Annotated in this window: 25 protein-coding genes; 15 read left to right on the top strand and 10 right to left on the bottom strand. The window is 68.6% G+C overall.

The genetic code is table 11. The features are described from left to right. Positions 1–2 precede the first annotated feature (2 nt). The 8 genes from FAB82_RS04335 (at position 3) to FAB82_RS04300 (ending at position 8,261) form a co-directional block, all read left to right on the top strand. Positions 3–1,253, top strand: a complete 1,251-nt coding sequence (locus FAB82_RS04335; protein ID WP_136533321.1) for a M18 family aminopeptidase — start codon at positions 3–5, stop codon at positions 1,251–1,253. Between the two features lie 212 nt (positions 1,254–1,465). Beyond that, positions 1,466–4,006 (top strand): FtsK/SpoIIIE domain-containing protein, encoded by a 2,541-nt coding sequence (locus tag FAB82_RS04330; protein WP_136533320.1) that lies wholly within the window; start codon positions 1,466–1,468, stop codon positions 4,004–4,006. Continuing rightward, entirely contained in the window at positions 4,003–4,641 is a 639-nt protein-coding gene (locus FAB82_RS04325; protein ID WP_136533319.1) for a hypothetical protein, read from the top strand. Before FAB82_RS04330 ends, FAB82_RS04325 begins: the two co-directional genes overlap by 4 nt. Positions 4,642–4,658: 17 nt before the next feature. Beyond that, positions 4,659–5,117, top strand: coding sequence for a DivIVA domain-containing protein (locus FAB82_RS04320; protein ID WP_168801410.1), 459 nt, complete (start codon positions 4,659–4,661; stop codon positions 5,115–5,117). A gap of 78 nt (positions 5,118–5,195) precedes the next feature. Then, complete coding sequence (locus FAB82_RS27810; RefSeq protein WP_136533317.1) at positions 5,196–5,687, top strand: hypothetical protein; 492 nt, start codon at positions 5,196–5,198, stop codon at positions 5,685–5,687. A gap of 169 nt (positions 5,688–5,856) precedes the next feature. Beyond that, a complete protein-coding gene (locus FAB82_RS04310) occupies positions 5,857–6,024 on the top strand; it encodes a DUF3117 domain-containing protein (RefSeq protein ID WP_136533316.1) in 168 nt (55 codons plus the stop codon). Between the two features lie 260 nt (positions 6,025–6,284). Then, entirely contained in the window at positions 6,285–7,733 is a 1,449-nt protein-coding gene (locus FAB82_RS04305) for a S1C family serine protease (protein WP_136533315.1), read from the top strand. 63 nt (positions 7,734–7,796) lie between these two features. Next, on the top strand, positions 7,797–8,261 hold the full coding sequence (locus FAB82_RS04300; protein WP_168801408.1) for a twin-arginine translocase TatA/TatE family subunit: 465 nt from the start codon (positions 7,797–7,799) through the stop codon (positions 8,259–8,261). 70 nt (positions 8,262–8,331) lie between these two features. On the opposite strand, the gene FAB82_RS04295 is transcribed toward FAB82_RS04300, so the two are convergent. The 4 genes from FAB82_RS04295 to FAB82_RS04280 form a co-directional block, all read right to left on the bottom strand. Next, positions 8,332–8,814, bottom strand: a complete 483-nt coding sequence (locus FAB82_RS04295) for a DUF4190 domain-containing protein (protein ID WP_211116365.1) — start codon at positions 8,812–8,814, stop codon at positions 8,332–8,334. A gap of 129 nt (positions 8,815–8,943) precedes the next feature. Beyond that, on the bottom strand, positions 8,944–10,047 hold the full coding sequence (locus FAB82_RS04290) for an amidohydrolase family protein (protein WP_136533313.1): 1,104 nt from the start codon (positions 10,045–10,047) through the stop codon (positions 8,944–8,946). Between the two features lie 48 nt (positions 10,048–10,095). Further along, complete coding sequence (gene ffh / locus FAB82_RS04285; RefSeq protein ID WP_136533312.1) at positions 10,096–11,640, bottom strand: signal recognition particle protein; 1,545 nt, start codon at positions 11,638–11,640, stop codon at positions 10,096–10,098. Positions 11,641–11,767: 127 nt separating this feature from the next. Then, positions 11,768–13,057 (bottom strand): ammonium transporter, encoded by a 1,290-nt coding sequence (locus tag FAB82_RS04280; RefSeq protein ID WP_136533311.1) that lies wholly within the window; start codon positions 13,055–13,057, stop codon positions 11,768–11,770. Between the two features lie 487 nt (positions 13,058–13,544). Between FAB82_RS04280 and FAB82_RS04275 the strand changes: the two genes are divergently transcribed. Further along, positions 13,545–14,588 (top strand): LacI family DNA-binding transcriptional regulator, encoded by a 1,044-nt coding sequence (locus FAB82_RS04275; RefSeq protein ID WP_136533310.1) that lies wholly within the window; start codon positions 13,545–13,547, stop codon positions 14,586–14,588. Between the two features lie 84 nt (positions 14,589–14,672). Here the strand turns inward: FAB82_RS04275 and FAB82_RS04270 are convergent, their stop codons facing one another. Continuing rightward, a complete protein-coding gene (locus FAB82_RS04270) occupies positions 14,673–15,512 on the bottom strand; it encodes an aldo/keto reductase (protein ID WP_136533309.1) in 840 nt (279 codons plus the stop codon). Between the two features lie 169 nt (positions 15,513–15,681). On the opposite strand from FAB82_RS04270, the gene mscL reads away from it, so the two are divergent. The 3 genes from mscL (at position 15,682) to FAB82_RS04255 (ending at position 17,912) form a co-directional block, all read left to right on the top strand. Then, positions 15,682–16,068 carry a large conductance mechanosensitive channel protein MscL gene (gene mscL / locus FAB82_RS04265; RefSeq protein WP_136533308.1) on the top strand — a complete coding sequence of 129 codons (387 nt, stop codon included), beginning with the start codon at positions 15,682–15,684 and terminating at the stop codon, positions 16,066–16,068. 115 nt (positions 16,069–16,183) lie between these two features. Further along, positions 16,184–16,987, top strand: coding sequence for a VOC family protein (locus FAB82_RS04260; RefSeq protein ID WP_136533307.1), 804 nt, complete (start codon positions 16,184–16,186; stop codon positions 16,985–16,987). Positions 16,988–17,114: 127 nt separating this feature from the next. Then, on the top strand, positions 17,115–17,912 hold the full coding sequence (locus FAB82_RS04255; RefSeq protein WP_136533306.1) for a VOC family protein: 798 nt from the start codon (positions 17,115–17,117) through the stop codon (positions 17,910–17,912). 214 nt (positions 17,913–18,126) lie between these two features. Here FAB82_RS04255 and FAB82_RS26885 read toward each other — a convergent pair whose 3' ends face one another. From FAB82_RS26885 to FAB82_RS04245, 3 genes are read right to left on the bottom strand one after another with little or no spacing between them, the layout of a single operon-like run. Beyond that, positions 18,127–18,303, bottom strand: coding sequence for a hypothetical protein (locus tag FAB82_RS26885; RefSeq protein WP_168801407.1), 177 nt, complete (start codon positions 18,301–18,303; stop codon positions 18,127–18,129). Next, positions 18,296–18,583, bottom strand: a complete 288-nt coding sequence (locus FAB82_RS04250; protein WP_136533305.1) for a hypothetical protein — start codon at positions 18,581–18,583, stop codon at positions 18,296–18,298. The genes FAB82_RS26885 and FAB82_RS04250 overlap by 8 nt, the downstream gene beginning before the upstream one ends. 43 nt (positions 18,584–18,626) lie before the next feature. Next, complete coding sequence (locus tag FAB82_RS04245; RefSeq protein WP_136533304.1) at positions 18,627–18,944, bottom strand: hypothetical protein; 318 nt, start codon at positions 18,942–18,944, stop codon at positions 18,627–18,629. A gap of 224 nt (positions 18,945–19,168) precedes the next feature. Here FAB82_RS04245 and FAB82_RS04240 point away from each other — a divergent pair, with 224 nt between their 5' ends. From FAB82_RS04240 to FAB82_RS04230, 3 genes are all read left to right on the top strand, one after another. Beyond that, the gene (locus FAB82_RS04240) at positions 19,169–19,969 is read left to right on the top strand and encodes a helix-turn-helix domain-containing protein (protein ID WP_136533303.1); all 801 of its coding nucleotides are present in this window, start codon (positions 19,169–19,171) and stop codon (positions 19,967–19,969) included. 13 nt (positions 19,970–19,982) lie between these two features. Then, a complete protein-coding gene (locus FAB82_RS04235) occupies positions 19,983–20,213 on the top strand; it encodes a DUF397 domain-containing protein (protein WP_136533302.1) in 231 nt (76 codons plus the stop codon). A gap of 174 nt (positions 20,214–20,387) precedes the next feature. After that, the gene (locus tag FAB82_RS04230) at positions 20,388–20,990 is read left to right on the top strand and encodes a GNAT family N-acetyltransferase (protein ID WP_136533301.1); all 603 of its coding nucleotides are present in this window, start codon (positions 20,388–20,390) and stop codon (positions 20,988–20,990) included. 26 nt (positions 20,991–21,016) lie between these two features. Here the strand turns inward: FAB82_RS04230 and rpmF are convergent, their stop codons facing one another. Beyond that, the gene (gene rpmF, locus FAB82_RS04225) at positions 21,017–21,196 is read right to left on the bottom strand and encodes a 50S ribosomal protein L32 (protein ID WP_136533300.1); all 180 of its coding nucleotides are present in this window, start codon (positions 21,194–21,196) and stop codon (positions 21,017–21,019) included. 141 nt (positions 21,197–21,337) lie between these two features. Next, positions 21,338–22,375 (bottom strand): glycerophosphodiester phosphodiesterase family protein, encoded by a 1,038-nt coding sequence (locus FAB82_RS04220; protein WP_136533299.1) that lies wholly within the window; start codon positions 22,373–22,375, stop codon positions 21,338–21,340. Positions 22,376–22,896 lie beyond the last annotated feature (521 nt).

Here is a 22,896-nt window from a genome sequence, read left to right as displayed (position 1 = left end):
CGATGCCGATCTTCGACCGGTCCCACACCACCGACCTCGCCGGATTCATCGAGGCCAGCCCCACGCCGTATCACGCGTGCGCCGAGGCCGCCCGGCGATTGGAGGCCGCGGGTTTCCGGCGATTGGCCGAGACCGACGAGTGGCTGGACGAGCCCGGCGGTTACTACGTGGTCCGGGACGGCTCGCTCATCGCCTGGCGGGCGGGCGAGGACATCACCGGCTTCCGCATCTTCGGCGCCCACACCGACACCCCCACGTTCAAGGTCAAGCCGCGGCCCGACACCGGATCGGCCGGTTGGAAGCAGGTCGCCGTGGAGGTCTACGGCGGTGTGCCGCACCAGACCTGGCTCGACCGGGACCTCGGCGTCGCCGGGCGCCTGGTCCTGCGCGACGGCTCGGAGGTGCTCGTCAACGTGGACCGGCCGCTGCTGCGCATCCCGCGCCTGGCCATTCACCTGGACCGGGGCGTGAACGAGGGCCGCGCGCTCAATGCGCAGTCGCAGCTGACGCCGATCTGGGGACTGGGCGAGCCTCGCCAAGGCGAGTTCCTGGAGTTCGTCGCGGGCGAGGCCGGAGTGAACGCGGGCGACGTGCTCGGCCACGACCTCTTCACCTCCGCGCTCGACGCACCCACCTACCTGGGCAAGGACAATGAGCTGTTCGCGGCCTGGCGGCTGGACAACCTGACCAGCACCCACGCCGGCCTCGCCGCGCTCATCGCCGCCTCCGGCACCGAGTTCACGCCGGTCCTCGCCGCGTTCAACTACGAGGAGATCGGCTCGATGACCTATTCGGCCGCGCAGGGGCCGTTCCTGGAGTCGGTGCTGCACCGGCTCATGGGCGACGACTTCGAAACGTACGCGCGGGCGATAGCGGCCTCCGGCATGATGTCCTCCGACACCGGCAATGCGATCCACCCGAACTACCCCGAGAAGCACGAGCCCGGCCACCGCCCGATCCCCAATGGCGGACCCATGATCAAGGTGAGCGCGAACCAGCGGTACGCCAGCGGCGCCGAGGAGCACGCGATGTTCGTGCGCGCGGCCGAGACCGCGGGCATTCCGTGGCAGTACAACGTGAACCGCAATGACATCCCCGGCGGCACCACCATCGGCCCGATCTCGGGCACCCAGCTGGGGATGCTCACTGTGGACGTCGGGCTGCCGATCCTCTCGATGCACTCGGCGCGGGAGCTGTGTGGCGCCGACGACCCGCACTACCTGGCCGACTTGGCCCTCGGTTTCTACGCCTAGGGGGTGTTTAAGAGCCCCCGGCGAGTCGATATCCGAGTCCATTTGTTCGCTCGCAAGGCGGAAGGCCTTCCAGATCCCGGTGTTGGATCTGGAAGGCCGACAACGAAGCGAGCGGGCAAATGGGCCGGATAGCGGCCGCCAGGGGCTCTTAAACACCCCCTAGGGCGCAATCCCGGTAAGGTGATTTCAACACTCACCCCCGGGAGGCAGCGTTGACTTGGCGGACCGAATTGGAGCGCACGGCAGCCGCTCTGCGCCGCGCCTCCGGCGCCGCAGAGCACGCCGAAGGCCTACTGGCCCAAGCGGAATCGAGACTAGCCGCCACTGACACCGCCGCCCGTCGCCGGGCGCTGGCCGAGCAGCTGCGCACCGCCGCCGCGACGGCCGCGACCGGCTGGCTCGGCGAGGAACTCGCCTCGATCCCCTCTGGCACTCCGGTGTGGCCGGACGAGCCGCGTGAGGGCGCCGTCCGGATCGGAACAGCCGAGCTCGAAGACGAACCGGCCTTTCCGGCCCTGGTCGACCTTCTCGGCGGCGGCCATCTGGTCTGCGACGGCGACGCCGCCGACCCGCGCGTCGCCGGGATGCTCCAGTCGCTCTTGGTGCGGCTCGTCGCGGCCCACCCCGGACTGGAGGTCTCGCTGGTCGACGGCGTGACGCTGGGCCAGGTGTTCGCACCCGCGACCGCCCTGGTCGACGCCGGAATGGCCGAGCCGGTCGCCACCGATCACCTCGGGCTCGCGAAGGTCCTCACCGACGCCGAGAAGCGGCTCACCGAGATCCGCGATATCGCCGCGCGCGGCCAGTCGATCGCGAACCGCCCCTACCACCTCATCGTCATCGCCGGGCTCCCGCCCCAGGTCGGCAAGACCGTCCGCGAACGCATCGCCGCCCTCGCCCACGCCGGGCCCGCCGCCCGCTGCCACCTGGTGATCTGCGGTTGGCGCACCGCGATCCGGACCGAGCCGCTGCCCGCGATAGAGCACGCCACACACCTGTCCTGCCGCGAAGCAGCCATGCCTTCTGGGGCTCCCTCGCCCGCACGTCTCGGGACGCTGCCGCTGCCGATCGTCCTCGACCCGGTCCCGCCGCCGAGCCAGACCCGCACCGTCTTCGACGCCCGCGCCGCCCAGCGCCGCGAAGCCGAGACGCTCACCGTCGGCGACCTGGTTCCCGATCCGCTGTGGGCCGATTCCAGCCGCAACGGCCTGTCCACGGTCATCGGCCGCGACGCGGGCGGCGATGTCACCGTGTCCTTCGACGACGCCACCCCGCACTGGCTCATCGGCGGCCGCACCGGCGGCGGCAAGACCGTGTTCCTCCTCGACGTCCTCTACGGGCTCGCGACCCGCTACTCCCCCGAGGAGCTGGAGCTGTACCTGCTCGACTTCAAGGAGGGCGTCTCCTTCACCGAGTTCACGCCCTCCGCGATCGACGAGTCCTGGATCCCCCACGTCCGCGCCGTCGGCGTCGAGTCCGACCGCGAATACGGCGTCGCCGTCCTCTCCTCGCTGCGCGGCGAACTCTCCCGCCGCGCCGGGATGATGAAGCGCGCCGGGGCCACCCGCCTGGCGCGGCTGAGAGAACTGCGTCCCGAAGTGCCGCTGCCGCGCATCGTCGCCGTCGTGGACGAGTTCCACGTCCTGTTCTCCGGCAACGACCGGCTCGCCCGCCAGGCCGTCGCGCACCTGGAGGAACTGGCGCGCAAGGGCCGCTCCTACGGCGTCCACCTGGTCCTCGCCTCCCAGACCATCTCCGGGATCGAGGCGCTGTACTCGAAGAAGGACTCGATCTTCGGGCAGTTCCCGCTCCGCGTCGCCCTCCCCGGTGCCAAGCACCTGCTCGACGACGACAATGACGCCGCCGCGGGCCTCAGCGTCGGTCAGGCCCACGTCAACGACTCCGGCGGCATCAAGGGGCGGGGCCGCACCTGCGCCTTCCCCGACGCCTCCTCCGCGGAGGACCTGCTGGCCGAGCTGCGCCACACCCTGTGGGAGCGGCGCGAGTCCGACGTCGAACCGGTCGTCTTCCGCGGCTTCGACGAGCAGCACCTCACCGGCGATCCGACCTTCGCCGCGCTGCAACCGAACCCGCTGCCGAAGGCGCTGCTGGGAAGGGCCGTCGACGTCGGCGTCACGACCGTCGGCTACTCCTTCGACCGCAGCCCCGGCCGGCACCTCGCCGTGCTGGGCACCTCCGCCGTCGCCGCCGACATCCTCGCCGCCGCAGCGATCTCGCTCGGCCGCCAGCACGAGCCGGGCAGCGTCGAATTCCACCTCGCGGCCACCGCCGCCGGAGTCGAGGACGTCGCCGAGGCGACCGTGGAATCCCTCAAGGCCCAGGGCCACAAGGTGCGCCTGCTCGAACCCGGGTCGATCCTGACCACCGAACGCGAGACCCCGACGTACCTGGTCTGGTTCGGCGCCGACGGGGCCGACGGCAAGGCCTCGGCGCTCAAGCGGCTCCTCCTCCAGGGACCGGCCGACGGCATCCACCTCATCGGCTGGTGGCGCGGCGCCCGCCGCTTCCTGGACGACATCGGCGGCTCCTCGAACCGCGAGCACTGCGCCGGCGTCGTCGCGCTCAATATCGCCGCCAACGACCTCGGAGCGGTCACCGGCAACCCCAACCACGGCTGGGAGTCGCGCTCGAACCGCTGCCTCGTCATCGACCGCCACGCCGGAGCCGAGACCCTCGCCGTCCCCTACGTGCGGCCCGGCCGCCTCGATGAATACCAGGAGGCGGGCCGATGAGCGGACTCAGCGCCTACAACGACCTCGTCCACGACATGGCCCGGCTCGACGCCGACTCCACCGCCACCGCCGAGAAGGCGCAGCGCCAGCTGGAGCGGCAGCGGACCCTGCAACGCGAACTCGAGGCCGAGATCGAGGAGACGACGGCGTCGCTCGCCGAGGCCTGCGCGGCCCTGCGGCACACCGCGCCCGATCTGAACCCGGAACCGAGCCAGGCCGAGGACATCGATTCGGCCCTGACCTCGGGACGGGTCGCCCTGCGCGAGGCCGCCGACGCTCACACCGCGATGCTGCGGGCCGCCCGCCGGCCCACGCTGCTGCCGGGCGTCCACCACGTCGTGCGCGAACTGCTCGTCTACGGCTCGTGCATGGTGGCGTGCCTGCTCGGGCAGGTGATCTGGTTGAAGGCGACCGGTGGCGGCGGCCAGGAGGCGTGGTCGGTCATGTTCCTGCCTCCCGTGGCCGCCTGCCTGATCGGGTACGTCCTGGTCGGCGCCGCCAATAAACCGCGCCTGCCGATGCTGGACCGCTCGGGCAAGGCCATCAAGCCGGTGGTGTTCCACAACCCCCGTCTCGGCGTCACGCTTGCGGTCGTCACAATGGCTGTGTTCGCTTATCTCGCGTTTGTCGCCTGAGAACTTCGGAGGAGCCCTTGCTGCGCGTCATCCCCTGGGAGCTCATCTGGGATCTGCTGCTCCCGGTCCTGGTCGCCGCCATCGGCGTGTGGATCGCCTTCTCGATCGTCGTGTGGGCCACCGGCCAGGACACGCTGCGCGACGACGCCCCCGCCGGGCCGCCGGCGCCGCTCGGGGAGTCCGGGGCGGTGACCGAGTCCGATATCGGCGCGGTCCGCTTCGACACCGGTGCGCGCGGCTACCGCACCGACCAGGTCGACGCGGCCTTGAACCGTCTGGCCTGGGAGATCGGCCGCCGGGACGAGCAGATCATCGACCTCCAGACGCGGCTGATGACCGCCGGGAACACCGACCAGATCGTCATGGAGGAGGACACGGACACGCTCCGGCTGGTCGCCGACGCCGATCCGGCGGATGAGGAGGATCCGGGCCCGGGCGAGGAGACCGGCTCCGAGGAGACGCGACGCGGCTATTGAGCCGCCGAGCGCCCGTCTAAAGCCACATTTCCCGCCCCATGAGCGCTCTGGTGCGACCTGTCGTGATGTGATGGGGCCATGCGTTATTGGCTGCTGGCGTTGAACGAGGACGACTTCACCGAGCAACAGGCCTACGAGGTCGACTCGGTCGAGGCCGCCGGGTCCCTTCCCGCGGGGCTCGCGGAGGGCGACGAGATCGCGCTGGCCGGTCCGCGCGGAGTGTTCGCCCTCGGCAGGTTCGACGGCACCGCCGTCGTGTACCGGCGGCGGCTGGAGTCCCCGGTCGAGAGCGATGAGCTGAGCGAGGGCTGGTCGGAGTACCTGCCCGACGCGTGGGAGGCCCTGATGCGGGCGATGCCCGTGCCGGAACGCAAGGGCGATTGGATGGTCAGCCTGTCGATGCCGATCGAGGCGTCCGACCGGGCCGAGGCGGTGCGGCAGTTCTGGTCGTACGCGCGCTCGCTGGGGCCGGCCGAGCTGCCGACGTTCGTCGCCCCGTACGGCCGTGAGCTGGAGGGCACCTCGTTTCTGCTGGGCGAGGAGCACGAGCAGGATCCGGAAGAGGACTGAAACGAACAAGTGTCAAATTCGGCCGTCGGATTTGACCCTTTTAGGCGATTTCTCCGCAACATTGTCACATACCCGGAGGGGCGAGTTGGCTCTTGCCCACGTCATCGGGGAAACTTGATCTAGCAACGTCGAGTCGCAACCTGCGACCTTGGATCGAGGGGAGACGAATATGGCGGCCATGAAGCCGCGGACTGGCGATGGTCCGTTGGAAGTCACAAAGGAGGGCCGCGGCATCATCATGCGGGTGCCGCTCGAAGGTGGCGGCCGTCTCGTAGTGGAGATGACGCCGGAGGAAGCCGAGACGCTCAACAAAGAGCTTCAAGGTGCCTTGGAGTAACTCCCGACCACCCCACTTGGCGAGCACCCCCTCGCCGAATAGCCAAACGGGCTCGCCTCTGATATCGACGAGGCGGGCCCGTACTCGCTATCGCGGTCCGCTCGAAAGGCGCGGGGGCGGCTTCCGCGTGCACTGATTTCGGGCCGATGGGCTTGGCGGCCATCACCCCGGTATCGGATCGATGTGCCATTCTTGCTCGGGTGGGCGACAATGGGACGCACGCACGGACAAACCCCTGCCGCACCCACGAGGGGACCACCATGAGTCACGGCACCGACCACTCCTCCATCCCGCCAGGCCCTGCACCGAATTCCGGACCGCAGGGTCCGGCCGCGGAACCGCAGGGCTTCAGCGCCCCCAGCGCTTGGACGAACCCTGAACCGCAGGTCCACGGCGCCCCCGGCGCGGAACCGCAGGGCCTCAATGCCCCTGGCGTCTCTGGCGCCCCCACCGCATGGCCGAACCCCGAACCGCCCCAGGCCCCGGCTCCCACCGCGACGGCCCCGCACCCGCCGAACGGACAACCCCAATCGGCCTGGTGGAATCCCGGCGCCGCCTCCGACCCCTGGCGAGACCCCGGCAGCCGTGCGGTCATCGAGACCCATCCGGCCCCCGCCGTCCCGCCGATCGAACCGCTCCAGGCCCCGCCGGCCCGGGCCCAGCGCGTCGGGCTCGGCCTGGTCGTCACGGTCTCCGCGATCGTCGCGCTCATCGCCGGAACCCTCGGCGCCGCCATCGGCATCTGGGTCACCCGCACCGACGGCCCCGGCTCCAACCTCGGCGCCGAACCGCAGGTCGAACGCGACGCCGAGTCCGTCGCGGGCGTCGTCGAAAGCATCATGCCGTCCGTAGTCACCGTCCTGACCCCCGGCGGCGGCAACGGCTCGGGCTTCATCGTCTCGGACGACGGCTACATCATGACCAACCACCACGTCATCGTCGGCGGAGGCACGGAACCGGCCGCGGCCCTCGAAGTACTGTTCAACGACGGCAGCCTCGCCACCGCCGAGGTCATCGGCTCCGACCCGGACTCCGACGTGGCCGTCCTCAAGATCGAGGGCGAGGACCACCCCGCGATGGTGCTGGCCGATTCCGACCAGATGGCCGTGGGCGACCCCGTCCTCGCCGTCGGCGCCCCGCTCGGCCTGTCCTCGACGGTCACCGAGGGCATCGTCTCCGCGATCGACCGGCCCGTGCTCACTCGGAACGAGGACGGCGAAGTCGAGTCGGTCATGGCCGCGATCCAGACCGACGCCGCCATCAACCCCGGCAACTCCGGCGGACCGCTCACCGACATCGGCGGCCAGGTCATTGGTATCAATTCGGCAATAGCTTCGACGGCCGCCGAGGGCGAGGCCGGCAATATCGGCATCGGCTTCGCCATCCCGATCAACCAGGCGAAACGCATTGCCGACGAGATCATCGAGACCGGCAGCGCCTCCCAGACCGTCATCGGCGCCGAACTCGGAGAATCCGAATTGGGCGTGGGGGTGACGCTCAGCAAGGTCCTGTCGGGCTCCCCCGCCGAAGACGCCGGATTGGAGACCGGCGACGTCCTGACCAGCTTCAACGGCAAGACCATCACGGACAATACCGAGTTGATCGCCCTCATTCGCAAGCTCGCGCCGGGCACCGTGGTGACGATCGTGTACCAGCGCGACGGTGAGGAAGCCAGTGCGCAGGTCACACTCGAAGCGGCGAGCGACTGACGGGCGGGTAGTCTTGGCGGAGATTTCTCGGGTTATGAACGATCGTCAGACTTGGAGGCCGGCGTGTTCGGATTGGGAGCGACAGAGTTCCTTGTCATCGTCCTCATCGCCATCTTCCTGTGGGGACCCGACAAACTCCCCCAAGCGCTGGCGAGCCTGCGGCGGTTCATCTCGAAGGCCCGCAATATGGCCTCGAACGCCGCGGCGGACCTCAGCCGCGAGATCGGCACCGACATCAAGCCCGAGGACCTCAACCCCAAGACCTTCGTCCGCAAGCACATCCTGACCGAAGAGGACCAGGAGATGCTGACCAACCCGCTCAAGTCGACGATGCGGGACCTGGAGTCGGGCACCAAGCCGCTCAAGGACGAGCTCGACGAGACCACGCGCGGCGTGGACGACGCCCGGCGCAACGTCAACGGCCAGCGTTCCCGCAATATCTCGCGCGGGACGAACGGCAGCTCGGCCCCGGCGGCCGATTCGAGCTCGAGCGAGCGCACCGCCGCCAGCTACGACGACGTCACCTGAGCTATTCAAGACATGCGAAAGCGGCGCGGGCCGAGGGCCCGCGCCGCTTCGTTCTTTGCCGCTGCCGCGGTCACCAGCCCAGCATGGAGGTGCCCAAGAAGTTGGCCCACAGGATCCGGATCCCGATGGTCAGGGCCAGCGTGATCACGCCCAGGACGACGCCGGAGACGGCCATGCCCTTGTTCGTCGCCTCGCCCTTGTTGGCCCGGGCGATGCCCACGCCGCCGAAGATGACCGCGAGGATCGCGAGCACGATGCCGATCCAACCGCACCAGAAGAGCACGATGCCGATGATGCCGAGGACCATGCCGGCGGTGCCGAGCCCGTTCTGGGGCATCGACATCGGGTATCCGCCGTACGCCGGGGGCATCGCGGGCGGCAGCTGAGGCGGGCCGTACGGCGTCGGGGCCTGCTGCCCGTAGCCCGGAGGCTGAGGGCTGTAGCCGGAGGGCTGAGGCGGGGGCGGGGGCTGGGAACCGGATTGGCCGCCGTACGGGTCGTACTGGTAGCCGTCCGACTGGCCTGGCTGGTCCGGAGGCGGAGGGTAGGACATCGGCAACCACTCTCTGTCGGGCGGGCTCAGGACATGAACGTTCAGCTTATCCGGCCGATGCCCTCCCGGGACACGAGGTCCACTCGCCACAGTGCGCCATCAGGCCCGTGAGCGGCGGATAAGCGCCGGTCAGGCGGGGCGGAGAAGCTTGCCGCGCAGCACGATGACGGCCGGTTCGCGCACGGCGCCCAGGTCGGTCCGCGGGTCGTTCCCGTAGACGACGACGTCGCCCAGATCGCCCGGAATCCCCAGCCAGTCGCGGGCCTTCCAGGAGGACGCGGCGAGCACCTCGGCATTGCCCATTCCGGCCTTCCGGTGGAGCAGGTGCATCTCCTCGGCGGCCAGTCCGTGGTCGATCCCGCCGCCCGCGTCGGTCCCGAGGTAGACGTCCACGCCCGCTTCCACGGCCGAGCGAACGACCTCGGGGAAGCCGGTCTTCAGGCGCCGCATGTGGTCGGCGTAGGTCGGGAACCTGACCTCGGCGGCGGCGGCGATGCCGTCGAACGTCTCGATATTGATCATGGTGGGCACCAGGGCGGTTCCCTGCGCGGCCATGCGGTCGAGCAGATCGGTCGACAGCCCGGTCCCGTGCTCGACCGAGTCGACCCCGGCCGCGACGACGCAGGCGACGGCCTCCTCGGAGAAGGTGTGGACGGCGACCTTCGCGCCCTCGGCGTGGGCGGCGGCGATGGCCTCGGTGAGCACGTCGGGTTCGAAGCTGGGGGCGAGATCGCCCTTCGAGCGGTCGATCCAGTCGCCGACGAGCTTCACCCAGCCGTCGCCCTCCTTGGCCTGCCGGGCCAGCGCGCAGACGACCTCCTCCGGCTCGCATTCGAGTCCGATGCCGCGCAGGTAGCGCCGGGAGGCGGCGATGTGGTGGCCGGCCCGGATGAGGCGCGGCATGCCGTCCTCGCCGGTCAGAGCGGGGTACGGGTAGGGCGATCCGGCGTCGCGGATGGCGAGGACGCCGGCGTCGCGGTCGGTGTGGGCCAGGGCGCGGGCCTCGTCCACCGATTCGATGGGCGAGGGGCCGCGCCGGATGCCGATGTGGCAGTGGGCGTCGACGAGGCCGGGCAGGGCGTATCCGCCGGTCCGGACGGTCTCGGCGCCGGCGATGGGATCGAAGGTGATCCGGTCGCCGTCGATGTAGACGTCGCGGACGGTGTCGTCCGGCAGCCAGACGACCCGTGCCAGGTGGAGTGGGCGGCGTGGCGTTTCGCGGTGCTCAGTCATGTCGCCCCGAGTATCGCCCGCTCGCCCGCGCCATGTGCAACGACCCGCCTAGTCGTTCTTCTTCTGCTGCTTCATGAACTCTTCGATGTCGATGTCGGGCAGGTCGGCCTGGTTCAGCTGCGAGAGGTCGGGCATCTGACCGGGCATGCCGCCCTGTCCTCCGGCCGGAAGCTGCGGCATGCCGGTGGGGCGGCCGCCGCGGCGCACCACCTTCTTCTTGCCCTTCTTGCCCTTGCGCTTGCTGTACGGCGACTTGGTGGCCTTGCCGCCACCGCCGCCGGGCAGGCCCATCGAGCCGGTCATCTGGCGCATCATCTTCTGGGCGTCCTTGAACCGGGTCAGCAGCTGGTTGACCTCGGAGACGGTGACGCCCGAGCCGTTGGCGATGCGCAGGCGGCGCGAGCCGTTGATGAGCTTGGAGTTGCGCCGCTCGTCGGGGGTCATGGAGCGGATGATCGCGGTGGTGCGGTCGATCTGCTTGTCGTCGATCGACTCGATCTGGTCCTTCATCTGGCCCATGCCGGGCATCATCTTCAGGATGTTCCCGATCGGGCCCATCTTGCGGATGGCCTGCATCTGGTCGAGGAAGTCCTCGAGCGTGAAGTCCTCGCCGTCGAGGAGCTTCTGGGTCATCTCCTCTTTCTGCTCGTCCTCGAACGCGGCTTCGGCCTGCTCGATGAGGGTGAGCATGTCGCCCATGCCGAGGATGCGCGAGGCCATCCGGTCGGGGTGGAAGACGTCGAAGTCCTCGAGTTTTTCACCGGTGGAGGCGAAGAGGATGGGCTGGCCGGTGACGTGGCGGACCGACAGCGCGGCGCCGCCGCGGGCGTCGCCGTCGAGTTTGGAGAGGACGACACCGGTGATGCCGACGCCGTCGCGGAAGGCCTCGGCGGTGTTGACCGCGTCCTGGCCGACCATGGCGTCGATGACGAAGACGACCTCGTCGGGGCTGGTGGCCTCGCGGATGTCGCGGGCCTGCTGCATCATCTCCTCGTCGATGCCGAGGCGTCCGGCGGTGTCGATGATGACGACGTCGCGTCCGGTCTGCTTGGCCTCCGCGATGGAGTCGGTGGCGACCTTGACCGGGTCGCCGATGCCCGAGCCTGGCTCGGGGGCGTAGACGGTGACGCCGGCCCGCTCACCGATGATCTGGAGCTGTCCGACCGCGTTGGGGCGCTGGAGGTCGGCGGCGACGAGCAGCGGCGAGTGGCCGTCGCCCTTGAGCCACTTGGCGAGTTTCCCGGCGAGGGTGGTCTTGCCGGCGCCCTGGAGGCCGGCGAGCATGATGACCGTCGGGGCGTTCTTGGCGTAGTTGAGCCGCCGCGTCTCGCCGCCGAGGATGCCGACGAGTTCCTCGTTGACGACCTTGATGATCTGCTGGGCGGGGTTGAGGGCCTTGGAGACCTCCGCGCCCTTGCATCGCTCCTTGACCTGCGCGATGAAGGTCCTGACCACGGGGAGCGCGACGTCGGCCTCGAGCAGCGCCAGGCGGATCTCGCGTGCGGTGGCGTCGATGTCGGCTTCGGTCAGGCGGCCCTTGCCGCGGATGGACTCGAAGATTCCCGACAGTCGTTCTGACAGGGCGTCGAACACGGGTGGACCTCTCGGTGGTTTTTTGGAGCCGGTTGCTCATACGAGCTTAACGGGGAGTTCTCGAAACGCATGAGGACGGCCGCCCTGCCTGTGGCCGGGCGGCCGTCCCTTGCGGTATGTAGAAGTCTTAGACGTTGACCTTCTCGTCGACGGCCTGGTCCGGGATGCCGACCGCCTCGCCGTTGACGGGGAGGTCGTAGCCGGCCTCGCCGTGCTCGGAGGCGTCGATGCCGGCCAGTTCCTCTTCCTCGCTGATCCGGACACCGATGGTGAACTTCAGGATCAGGCCGATGATGAGGGCCACGACGAAGGAGTAGACGACCACGGCCAGGACCGCGATGGTCTGCCAGGCCAGGAAGCTGAACTCGCCGCCGTAGAAGACGCCGTTGACGCCCTCGGTGACCTCGCCGTAGGCGAACAGGCCGACCGAGATCGAGCCCCAGATGCCGGCGACCATGTGCAGGCCGACCACGTCGAGGGAGTCGTCGTAGCCGAGCTTGTGCTTGAGGCCGATGGCGAGCGGGCAGATGGCACCGGCGACGAGGCCGATGGCGATCGCGCCCAGCGGGGTGACCAGGCCGGCGGCCGGGGTGATGGCGACCAGGCCGGCGATGACGCCGGAGCAGGCGCCGAGCACCGAGGGCTTGATGCCGCGGATGCGGTCGATGAGGAGCCAGGCGAGAATCGCGGCGGCAGTGGCGACCTGCGTGTTGAGCAGGGCCAGGCCGGCGATGGCATCGGACTGGAAGGCCGAGCCGGCGTTGAAGCCGAACCAGCCGAACCACAGCAGGCCGGTGCCGATGACGACCAGCGGAAGGTTGTGCGGCGCGAAGTTGCCGTCCTTCCAGCCGATGCGGCGGCCGACCACCAGCGCGAGGCCGAGTGCGGCGGCACCGGCGTTGGCGTGGACCGCGGTACCACCGGCGAAGTCGAGCACGCCCTGGGCGCCGATCCAGCCGTCGCCCCACACCCAGTAGGCGACCGGGGCGTAGACCAGGATGACCCAAGCGGTGGCGAAGACGACCCAAGCGGAGAACTTCATGCGGTCGGCAACGGCACCGGCGATGAGGGCGACGGTGATGATCGCGAACATCATGCCGAACGCCGACATGGCCGCAGTCGAAACGCCGGCGTCGTCGACACCGAGCTCAGTGGTGTAGCGCAGGCCGAAGGCCGAGCTGAAGTCCATGCTGAACAGAGCGTTGCCGCTGCCGTCGCCGAGTGCGATGGACTCGCCGACCAGCACCCAGGCGATGGACACGAGACCAATGGCCACCAGGCACTTCATCATCATGTTGATGACGCTCTTTGCGCGGGTCAGACCACCGTAGAAAAGGGCAAGACCGGGGGTCATGAGCAGAACAAGGGCGGCTGAGATCAGGATCCACGCATTGTTGCCTGTATCGAGCTCGGGCATGGCCGCCTCCTCTCTCCAGAGATAGGTACGTACTGCGGTTTTAAGTCGATTCCGGCGTTGAGGGGAGCGACGCTGCTCGGGGCAGGTACCACGCGCCGACCACGAGGGCCGGCGCGTGATTCTCCTACCTACCGGAGTGAAGCCAGCTTCGTTGCGACGTGTTTCATGACCCGAGCCGTCGTGTTAAGAAGTTGTCGCGAAAGATTTCAAGTGTGTGAACTCCTGCGCACGAGGGTCGATTCGGGGACAACGGCAGGAGTTTGTGGGGCTCAAGGGGCCAAAGCGGCACTTTCCCGAGGGCGCCGCGGCCTTTACCTCCGCATGACCTTAACGTTGCGTAATTGTGACCACACGGCCTCGGGGGCATGTTTCTAAGGCCGCGGACGGCCGCCGCGGCTAGGTGGTGGGCACGTTTGCGCAAAAACGAACTACGCTGGCACCGAACACCTGGACGAGTCCCGGGATCAGGAGAGGGTGACCGACTGCGATGGCAGAGAAGAAGAAGGCAGCCAGCATCTGGGATGTGGCGAGGCTCGCCGGCGTCTCGCACCAGACCGTCTCGCGGGTCGTCAACGGCTCACCCCGGGTCGCCGACCCCACGCGGGCCAAGGTGATGACCGCCATCGCCGAGCTGGGTTACCGGCCCAACCGGCTGGCGCGGACGCTGGCCGGCGGCGCGCCGCAATCGGTCACGGTCCTCACCGCCGACACCTCGCTGTACGGCGTCGAGGCCTCGCTGCGCGGCATCGAGAAGGCCGCGCGGGCCGTCGGCTGGTCCGTCTCGATCTCGGTGCTGGACCCCGCCGATACGTTCACCGACGACGACATCATCTCTCGCCTCCCGCGGGCCGGGGAGCCGACGATCATCATCGCCCACGACGAGCCGGGCATGCGGGCGCGCCAGGCGCTCCTGGACGCCCAGCCGCAGGCCATGGTCGCGGTCGGCCCCTACACCGCCGACGAGCTGGAGAAGTCCCCGTGGCTGGTGGGCATGGACGACGGCGAGGCCGCCGGGCAGGCCACCCGCTACCTGCTGGAGATGGGCCACCACACCGTCCACCACCTGGCGATCCCGACGTCCTCGGACAAGACCCAGGGCGGCAAGACCCACCGCGCCGACGGCTGGGCTGCCGCGCTCCAACTCGCCGGCCGCGAGCAGCCCGACATGATCATGTCGGGGTGGACCATCGCGGAGGCGTTCGAGGCGGTGCAGCCGCTCATCGAGGACCGGTCGGTCACCGCGATCCTGTGCGGCAACGACGACCTGGCCCTGGGGGCGCTGCGGGCGGCCCACCAGGCCGGGAGGGACGTGCCGGGCGACCTCTCGATCGTCGGCTTCGACAATGCGCCCTTCACCGCCTATACGACTCCGGCGATCACCACCGTCAACCAGGACTTCCTGGGGCTGGGGCGCGGCGCGTTCGAGCTGCTGCGCCACAAGCTCGACGGGTCGACCTCGCGTCCGGCGCCGTGCTGGCCCGATCCCGAGCTCATCGTCCGCGAGACCTCGGGACCTCCGCCGAGGCGCTGAAGCGGGCGGGCGAAGTCCGCTCGGGCGGTTCACGGACGGCGAACGGCCCCCGTCACCGAGTCTGTGACGGGGGCCGTACTCGCATTAGGCGAGGGCGTTCAGGCTCTCGTACTGCTCGTCGGTGAGCTCCACGTTCAGTGCGCCGACGTTCTCCTCCAGGTGGGCGATCGAGCTGGTGCCCGGGATCGGGAGGACGTTGGGGCTGTGGCGAAGCAGCCACGCCAGCGCGGTCTGGGCGGGCGTCGCCCCGGCCTCGGCGGCGATCTTGGAGACCGGCCCGTCGGGGCCGGCCAGGTCGCCGGTCGCGATGGGGAACCACGGGATGAACGCGATGCCTTGCGCGGCCGTGTACTCGAGGACGGCCTCGTGCTGGCGGGTGACCAGGTTGTACATGTTCTGGACGCTGGCGATCTCGGTGATCTCCTGCGCCGCCTTCAGTTCCTCGACGGTCACCTCGGACAGTCCGATGTGGCGGATCTTGCCCTGTGCCTTGAGGACGGCGAGCGCACCGATCTGATCGGCCAGCGGGACGTCGGAGCCGATGCGGTGGAGCTGGTAGAGGTCGATGGTCTCCACCCCGAGCCGGCGCAGGCTGAGCTCGGCCTGCTGGCGCAGGTAGGCGGGGTTGCCGACGGCGACCCACTCCGCGGGCGAGGGCCGGGTGTTGCCGACCTTGGTGGCGATGACGAGGTCGTCCGCGTAGGGGGCGAGCGCCTCGGCGATGAGTGATTCGTTGTCGCCCAAGGCGTATGCGTCGGCGGTGTCGATGAAGTTGACGCCGAGTTCGACGACGCGGCGCAGCACGGCCTTGGCGGCTTCGCGGTCCTTCGGCGGGGTGAAGATGCCGGGGTCGCCGGTCAGGCGCATGGCGCCGTAGCCGAGCCGGTTGACGGTGAGGTCCCCGCCGATCACGATGTCGTTCATGGGAATGTCCCTAACGTTGCGAGTAGTTCGATCGTGGCGGTTCGACCGCACGATCAGGTGAACGGCGCCCGGGGGTCGGTTTGTTCCCGGTGGTGGACTTCGTCTCTGATGCGGGCCAGGGCGTTTCGCGACAGATGTTCTAGGGCGGGCGGATGGGACACTCTGGGGCATGATCAAAGGTTTCAAGGAATTCCTCATGCGCGGCAACGTGGTCGACCTGGCCGTCGCGTTCGTGATGGGCGCGGCGATGACCGCGCTGGTGGCCTCGCTGGGCGACGCGTTCATCAACCCGCTCATCACGCTGGTGACCGGCGGGTCCGAGATCGGCGGCAGCTTCACCGTCAATGGCGTGGAGTTCCCGTACGGGACGTTCGTCAACGGCCTGTTGGTGTTCTTCCTGACCGCCGCGGCGGTCTACTTCGTGGTCGTGGTGCCCTACAACCGGGTTCGCGATCGCTTCATGACGCCGGCCGAGGAGGAGAAGGTCGAGCGCGAGGAGCAGATCGTGCTGCTGGAGCAGATTCGCGACGCCCTGTTGGAGCAGAGCCGGCGCTAGCCCGTCTTGAAAGGTTGGAGACAGGGGCGCCGGGTGGATCGCTTGCGGGGGTCGCACCCGAGTGGGACGGTGAGAGTGAAACCTTTGAAACCGACCCGCAAAGGAGCACTCCGCAATGCCCATCTCGATTCCGCTCGGCGCCCCCGTATGGGCCGATGCGAACACCCCCGATCTCGCCGGTGATCTGGTGTTTTACACCAAGTTGTTCGGCTGGACGACCTTCGACAGCGGCGAGGAGTTCGGGCACTACACCGAGTTCTGCCTGGGGACCAGCGCCTCGAACGCCCGCGTGGTCGCCGGTATAGCCCCCAATCAGTCCGACCAGCGCGGCAAACCGTCGGCGTGGGGACTGTCGTTTCATGTGGAGGACTGCGTTCGGACCGCCACAGCGGCCGAGAAGCTGGGCGCCACGGCGGTCACCCATCCGATGCGCGTCGGCGATGATCTGGTCTGGGCCAATATGAAGGACCCCGACGGCGCCGCGTTCGGCCTGTACGAGCCGCTCAGGGCCGACATGGGGTTCACGGCGTTCGGCGAGCCGGGCGCCGCCGCCTGGTTCGAGTACGCGTATGACGGCGTGCCGGCGGTGGCGATGCAGTTCTACGCGGAGCTGCTGGACTGGGAGGTGACGGTCCCGGCCTGGGAGGACCCGCGCAATCGGAGGCCGTACGTGTCGCTGCACGCCCGTGAGGCGGGCCTGGAATTCGGCGGGGCGGCGGTGATCGGCGAGGACGACCCGGACGCGTCCCCGCGGTGGACCGTCTGCTTCGAGGTCGCGGCGGTGGACCGCTTGGCGGCCAGGGCTCCGGCGCTGGGCGGCGAGGTCGTGGGGCCCGCGCACGACCTGCCGGGGCTGCGGGTGGCGACGCTCAGCTCCCCCACCGGCGCGCGGTTCGGCATCTTGGAGCGGACCGGCTGAGACCGGGGAAGTCAAGTCGCGGGCGGCGCCTGCGGCGTGCCGATACGCGTGAACTTCTGCGGGTGTCGGACCTCCGTGCGACGGTGGACTGGTCAGTCAAATCCGACCCGCGAAGGAGCGGTTCACCATGTCGATTTCGATTCCGTTCGGAGCCCCGGCCTGGGTCGACTCCATGACCCCCGACCTCGCCGCGGACGTCGCCTTCTACTCGGGCCTGTTCGGCTGGAAGGCGGCGGACGGCGGCGCGGAGTGGGGGCACTACACCGAACTGCGCATCGGCGAGACCGCCGAGGACGGCCGCTCCATCGGCGGGATCGTCCCGAACGACTCCGAGCGGGGCGACGCCCCGGGCGAGTGGAACCTCTACTTCCTGGTGGAGGACTGCGCGGCCAAGGCCGCCGAGGCCGAGAAACTGGGCGCGCGGATCACGGTGGCCCCGATGGACATCGGGGACCTGATCTTCTCGATGGTCCAGGACCCCAACGGGGCCGTGTTCGGGCTGTTCCAGGCCAAGAGCGACGAGATGGGCTTCAAGGCCTTCGCCGAGCCGAACGCGCCGATGTGGTTCGAGTACTCCTACGACGGCGTCCCGGCCGAGGCCATGAAGTTCTACGCCGACCTGCTCGGCTGGGACGTGATCACCCCGCCGTGGGAGGACCCGAACAATCCGCGTCCGTATGCGGCGCTGCGCGCGGACGGCGCCGAGCAGGAGTTCGGCGGATGCCATCCGGCCGAGGGTCCGGAGAAGGACCTGCCCCCTCAGTGGGTGACGATGATCCTGGTCGAGGACGCCGACGCGACCTGCGCGAAGGCGGCCGAGCTGGGCGGAAAGGTCGTGGCGGAGCCGACGGACGTTCCGCAGACGCGAATCGCGGGCGTGCAGTCCCCGACCGGGGCGACCCTCGGGGTCATGGCCCCGCGGTGAGCAAGGCGCCAATGGAGTACACAGAGGACAGAATAGGGCCCGTATCCGTCCCGACAAGGCGGATACGGGCCCGTCGCGCACGACCGCGGCCAGGTCTATAGCGATCATGCGCGGCGGGGTCCGGTCGCCCCACCAACCACCCGATTCGGATGCGACCGGTCCCCTGAACGGGCGGCGCGCTGGAATTTCCACAAACCACGCGCCGCCCGAGTCTCTACGTCGAGGAGGCACCGCCGCCGCGCGGCTGGCCGTTCGCATTGGTGCGGATCTGCTTGAGCGCAATCTGGTAGTAGTCCTCATCGGTCCATGCGGGCCAGACCGACTGCTCAGCGTCAGTCTCCGCATTGACCCGGCGCCGTTGCCGGCGTTTCCATTGCTCCTGTTCAGACATCGGTGTCTCCCTTCCCTTTCCGGTTGCGTAGCAAGGTGCCGAGGAGGCGGCCACGGAGTGAACCGAGGAAACGCATCGCGTATAGGCCGTACGGTTCGACCCAACCGTCAACCCAGGTGACGCGCTCGCCGAGGGTGTCCAGATCCGAGATGACCACCAAGCGGGTGGGCGCTCCGCACTCCCAAGCCCATGCCTCGACGTGCGAGGGGTAGCGGGCGTCATTGCCGAAGATGTACAGCGGCCGGAACCGGTCGAAGGGCATCCGTGTCAGCTCGGCCATGTCCGGAGGCGCAGCGGCGCGCACGGCCGCCGCCCGGGCCGCTTCATCCACTGCATACCCGCGCCGTCCCTCGAAACAGCCCGGTCGCCGTGGGCGGCTTGGTGCCGTTGTAGAAGACGTCTACGGCCTGGTCTTGGAACCATTGCCGCCACTGCACATCGGCGGCTCCGAGGCATTCGCTCCAAGAGCCGCGTTCGGTTCCGTCCGTGAGGCCACGGACCACGAGCAGAATGCCCGCGCCCTCGTTCTCAGCGTCGAATACGTGGAACGAGTCGGGGTGACCCGGAGCCGCACGTACCGAATATGTCGCAGCGCCAGCGCCGAACGTGCCCCACTCGAATCCTTCGCTTGCAGTACTCATGTCGCGCTCCCTCCACTAGGTCCGCCCGTCCATGTCAACACACCGTATGTGCAGGTCAGCGGCTTACACAAGCAGGAGATTGCCTGTCGGGCAAGCCGAGTGACACCCCCGATCGGGATTTCTGGTGGAAATTCCGCGAGCGTCGATACCCGCCACATCGACCCCATCTGTTACGGAGCGATAGAGGTTGACAACCATAAGTAAGGCGCTGGCAAGATGGGGTTATGAGTGCTGGATTCCTGCAAGCGGACCTTGGCGACTTGCTCACTAGCTGGCGTATCCGAGCGGGCTACCCGAGTCGCGAGGCCGCCGCGTACACCATCGGAACCACAAAGGACATCGTCGGGTCCTACGAGTCGGGCAAACTCCAGTACATGGAGCCGATGACCATTGAAGGGCTCCTTCGCGAGTATGGCGCGCCTGAGTACGTGGTCGCTGAGGCCAAGTCGAAGGCGAAGCAGATCCGACAGGGTTCGCCGAACACCTGGCGTGACACCGGTCCTGAGTGGTTCAAGCGGCTGCAACAGCTTGAGCCGCTGGCCGTCACGATTGACATCTTCGAAGACTGCTATGTCACCGGACTGATGCAGACCAGGGCGTACGGTCGAGCGGTCATGGAGGCCGGGGGGTTGCTGACACTCAAGCAGATCGACACCTCGCTCAACCTCCGCGCGAGCCGCCGCGAGGCCGTTCTAGAGAGCGACAACCCTGCCCTCGTGCGGGTGATTCAAACGGAGTACTCGCTCGACCTCATGCGAGACACGGAGCTCTTCGATGAGCAGTTCCAGCGGCTCAAGGAGGACAACGAGCGCCCGAACGTGGAGGTCTACATCCTGCCTACGCGCGGCTTCCATCCATCGATGGAAGGGCCATATCGAATCATGACGTTCGCCGAGGATGACGCGCGCGACGTGGGATATCACGAAGGGCCGTTCGGCGCGCACTACGAGGCCTCCAAGGCGGATACCGAGCGGGTGCGTGACCTATTCTCAAGTACGCTCGCGATGTCCGAGCGGCTGAAATGAGTGGAGAGCATCGATGCTGACGAATGAATGGAAGAAGTCGTCCCGCAGCGGCAATCAGGGCGGGGACTGCCTTGAAGCGAGATGGAAGAAGTCGTCCCGCAGCAGCAACCAGGGCGGGGACTGCGTTGAGGCCCGTACTCATGCGGGCGTCGTGCAGGTGCGAGACACCAAACTCGGGGAAGCCTCCCCGATCCTCGACCTTAGCCCGGCCGACTGGCGGGCGATCCTGGCTGACCAGAAGTAACCGAGACCGCTAGACCGAGGGCCCCGCGCACGCCAGGGTGCGCGGGCCCCCGTATGTCTGTTGTGGAGTAGTCGCGGGGCGAGAGCCCGGCGGCCGGGGCAGACGTATGGAGGTGACCTTCATCTCTTATCGCAAGTTTTTCCTTATTGCAAACTCAGTGCAATAATGGCACGCATGTCGAGTCTCGCAACCGCGTTCAGTACCGGAGATGTCACGGATTACGTTCTGCGCCAGGCAGGACCGGATGAGCTCGCCCAGGCGCGCTCGGTGATGCTGGACACCGTCTACCGGGACTTCGGCCACGGCTATCTGCCGCAGTGGCACTCCGACATCATCGACCTGGAGTCCTTTTACCTTGCACCCGAGGACAATGCGCTCTTCGTCGCCGTGCGGGAAGGCCAGGTCGTGGGGACGGCGGGCGTGCGGGGCCAGACCCCGGTCTCGCCGCCGCACCCGCCCGAGGTGGCCGACCGATTCGAGGAGGGCCGCACCGCGACCCTCTACCGCGTGTACGTCCGTCCCGAGCACCGCCGCCAGGGCCTGGCGGGGCGATTGGTGGACGCCTGCCTGGGGTTCATCGCCTCGCGCGAGCGCTACACCGGGGTCTACCTCCACACCGACGCGCGAACCCCGGGAGCGGTCGAGTTCTGGTCGCGGCGCGGCACGATCATCTTCGACGAGCGCACCGCCCAGAACGATGCGCGGACCGACGCCCTCGCCGCGCCCTTCGAAACCGTCCACTTCGAACTGCACCCGGACCTGCGGACGGCCGCATAGCGAGCCGGGCGCGTGGAACCGTGCCTTCAGTCCCCTTCGAGGACCTGCCGGCCTTTGTACAGACCGCAGTGCGTGCACACGTGATGCGGCCGCACCGCCTCCTTGCGCGGACACGGGCAGGCCTGAATCGCGGGCGCGCGACCCTTCCACTGCGAGCGACGTTTGCGGGTATTCGAGCGCGAAAGGCGCCGTTTCGGAACAGCCATGCCACCACTCTAATGAACATGGTTTTCATTAACGAACCCGGTCCCGGCCTGAGCCGTCCGTAGGTGAATACGGCCGAGGGGCCGGCCCGGCGGTGGGCGGCCCCTCGGCTTACTTCGGGTTTGGTCTTTGCGTTGCGGCGCTTAGCGGGCGGCGACGGCCTTGTCCGGGTAGTCGCTGAAGACCGCGTCGACGCCGAGGTCGTAGAACAGCTCGTACTCGGAGCGGTAGTCGCCCCACTTGCCGGGCTTGGTGCCCTTGCGGAAGTCGGCCGGCAGGAACGAGTTCTCGTTGCGGAAGGTCCACACGTGCACGTTCAGGCCGCGGTCGTGGGCGCGGTCGACCACGTCCGTCGGCTCCAGCAGGTAGCCGTCGGCGTCGCGGGGGACGATCCGGTCCTTGTTCAGGCTGATCGTGTCCAACGTGGAGGCGTACAGGTCCAGGTCGGCGTCCGAGATCGCGCCGGAGCCACCGATGTTCAGGCCCACCGGGTTGTCGATGCGCTCATCGATCTCCACCAGGCTGGGGTACTCGAAGGACTGCACCCACACCGGCGAGTCCTCCTCGTCCAGGTCCCGCTCCTCCAGGACGTCGGCCAGCGCGTCCTCGATGCTCATGCCCATCTCGTCGTAGTAGGACGGGTGCTTCATCTCCGGGTAGGTGAGGACGTCGGAGCCGGTCGCGTCCAGGTAGTCCAGGACCTCGTCGTAGGTGACGAGCTGGAACTGCCCGTCCCAGGCGGCGCTCTGCGGGCGCAGGTCCGGGATGCGCTCCTCGGCGCGGAGCGTCTTGAGCTCTTCGAGGGTGAAGTCGTCGGCGAACCAATCGGTGACGGCCTTGCCGTCGATCGTCTTGGTGGTCTTGCGATCGGCGAACTCGGGGTGTTCGGCCACGTCGGTGGTTCCCGAGAGCATCGGCTCGTGGCGGGCCACCAGTTCGCCGTCGGCGGTGAGCACCAGGTCGGGCTCGATGACGTCGGCGCCGAGACCGATCGCGAGCTTGTAGGCCTCGAGCGTGTGCTCGGGCATGTAACCGGAGGCGCCGCGGTGGGCGATGACGATCGGCTCGGTGGCGGGCTCGTGGTGCGGCTTCGCCTGGGCCGGAGCGGCGGCGAAGCCGATCGCGACGAGGCCGGCGGCGGCCGCGGCCAGGCCGCGCAGGAGGGTGCCCTTTCGGGACATGCGCTTCATCCTCTTCGGTCGGGGTCGTGGGGAACCCCCACTCAACCGGCCGCGCCCGTCGCTCGCCTCTCCCGCAACTGAACGCGCGGTGAACAATGGTCGAAATCGGACGGCCGCGCGCTAAGTCGCGGCGAGCGGGCAGCGTCCTTCGCTTGGGTGGCCGTTGGGAGTCACGGGGGCGCTGGCAGGTTCATTGATGGTGTTGTGGCGCTTGGGGAGGCCTGCATTGGGGGCCGGGGCGCTGGCGGGGGCGGGGCCAGTAGATGGGCGAGCTGCGCTAAAGGCATCGACGACGGCAGCGGTGGGGAAGGGGCGGCCTCCGTACCCGGCTGCAAGGCCGGCGGTGGGCAGAGGCGGAGGGTCGGAAGGTCGCGGGGCGGTGGGGACCGTTGAGGGGCTGGGGCGTTGAGGTGCCGAGCCGCAGGGACGCCCGGCCGCTGGACAGCAGAGCAGCGGGGTGGTGTCGGTGGTGGTGAGAGGCGTTGGGCCGCAACCAATCCGCTGAGCAAGTGTGACCGGCG

This window comes from Glycomyces buryatensis (assembly GCF_004912275.1).
GTDB classification, from domain to species: domain Bacteria; phylum Actinomycetota; class Actinomycetes; order Mycobacteriales; family Micromonosporaceae; genus Glycomyces; species Glycomyces buryatensis.
This window is presented reverse-complemented; position numbering and strand designations above follow the sequence as displayed.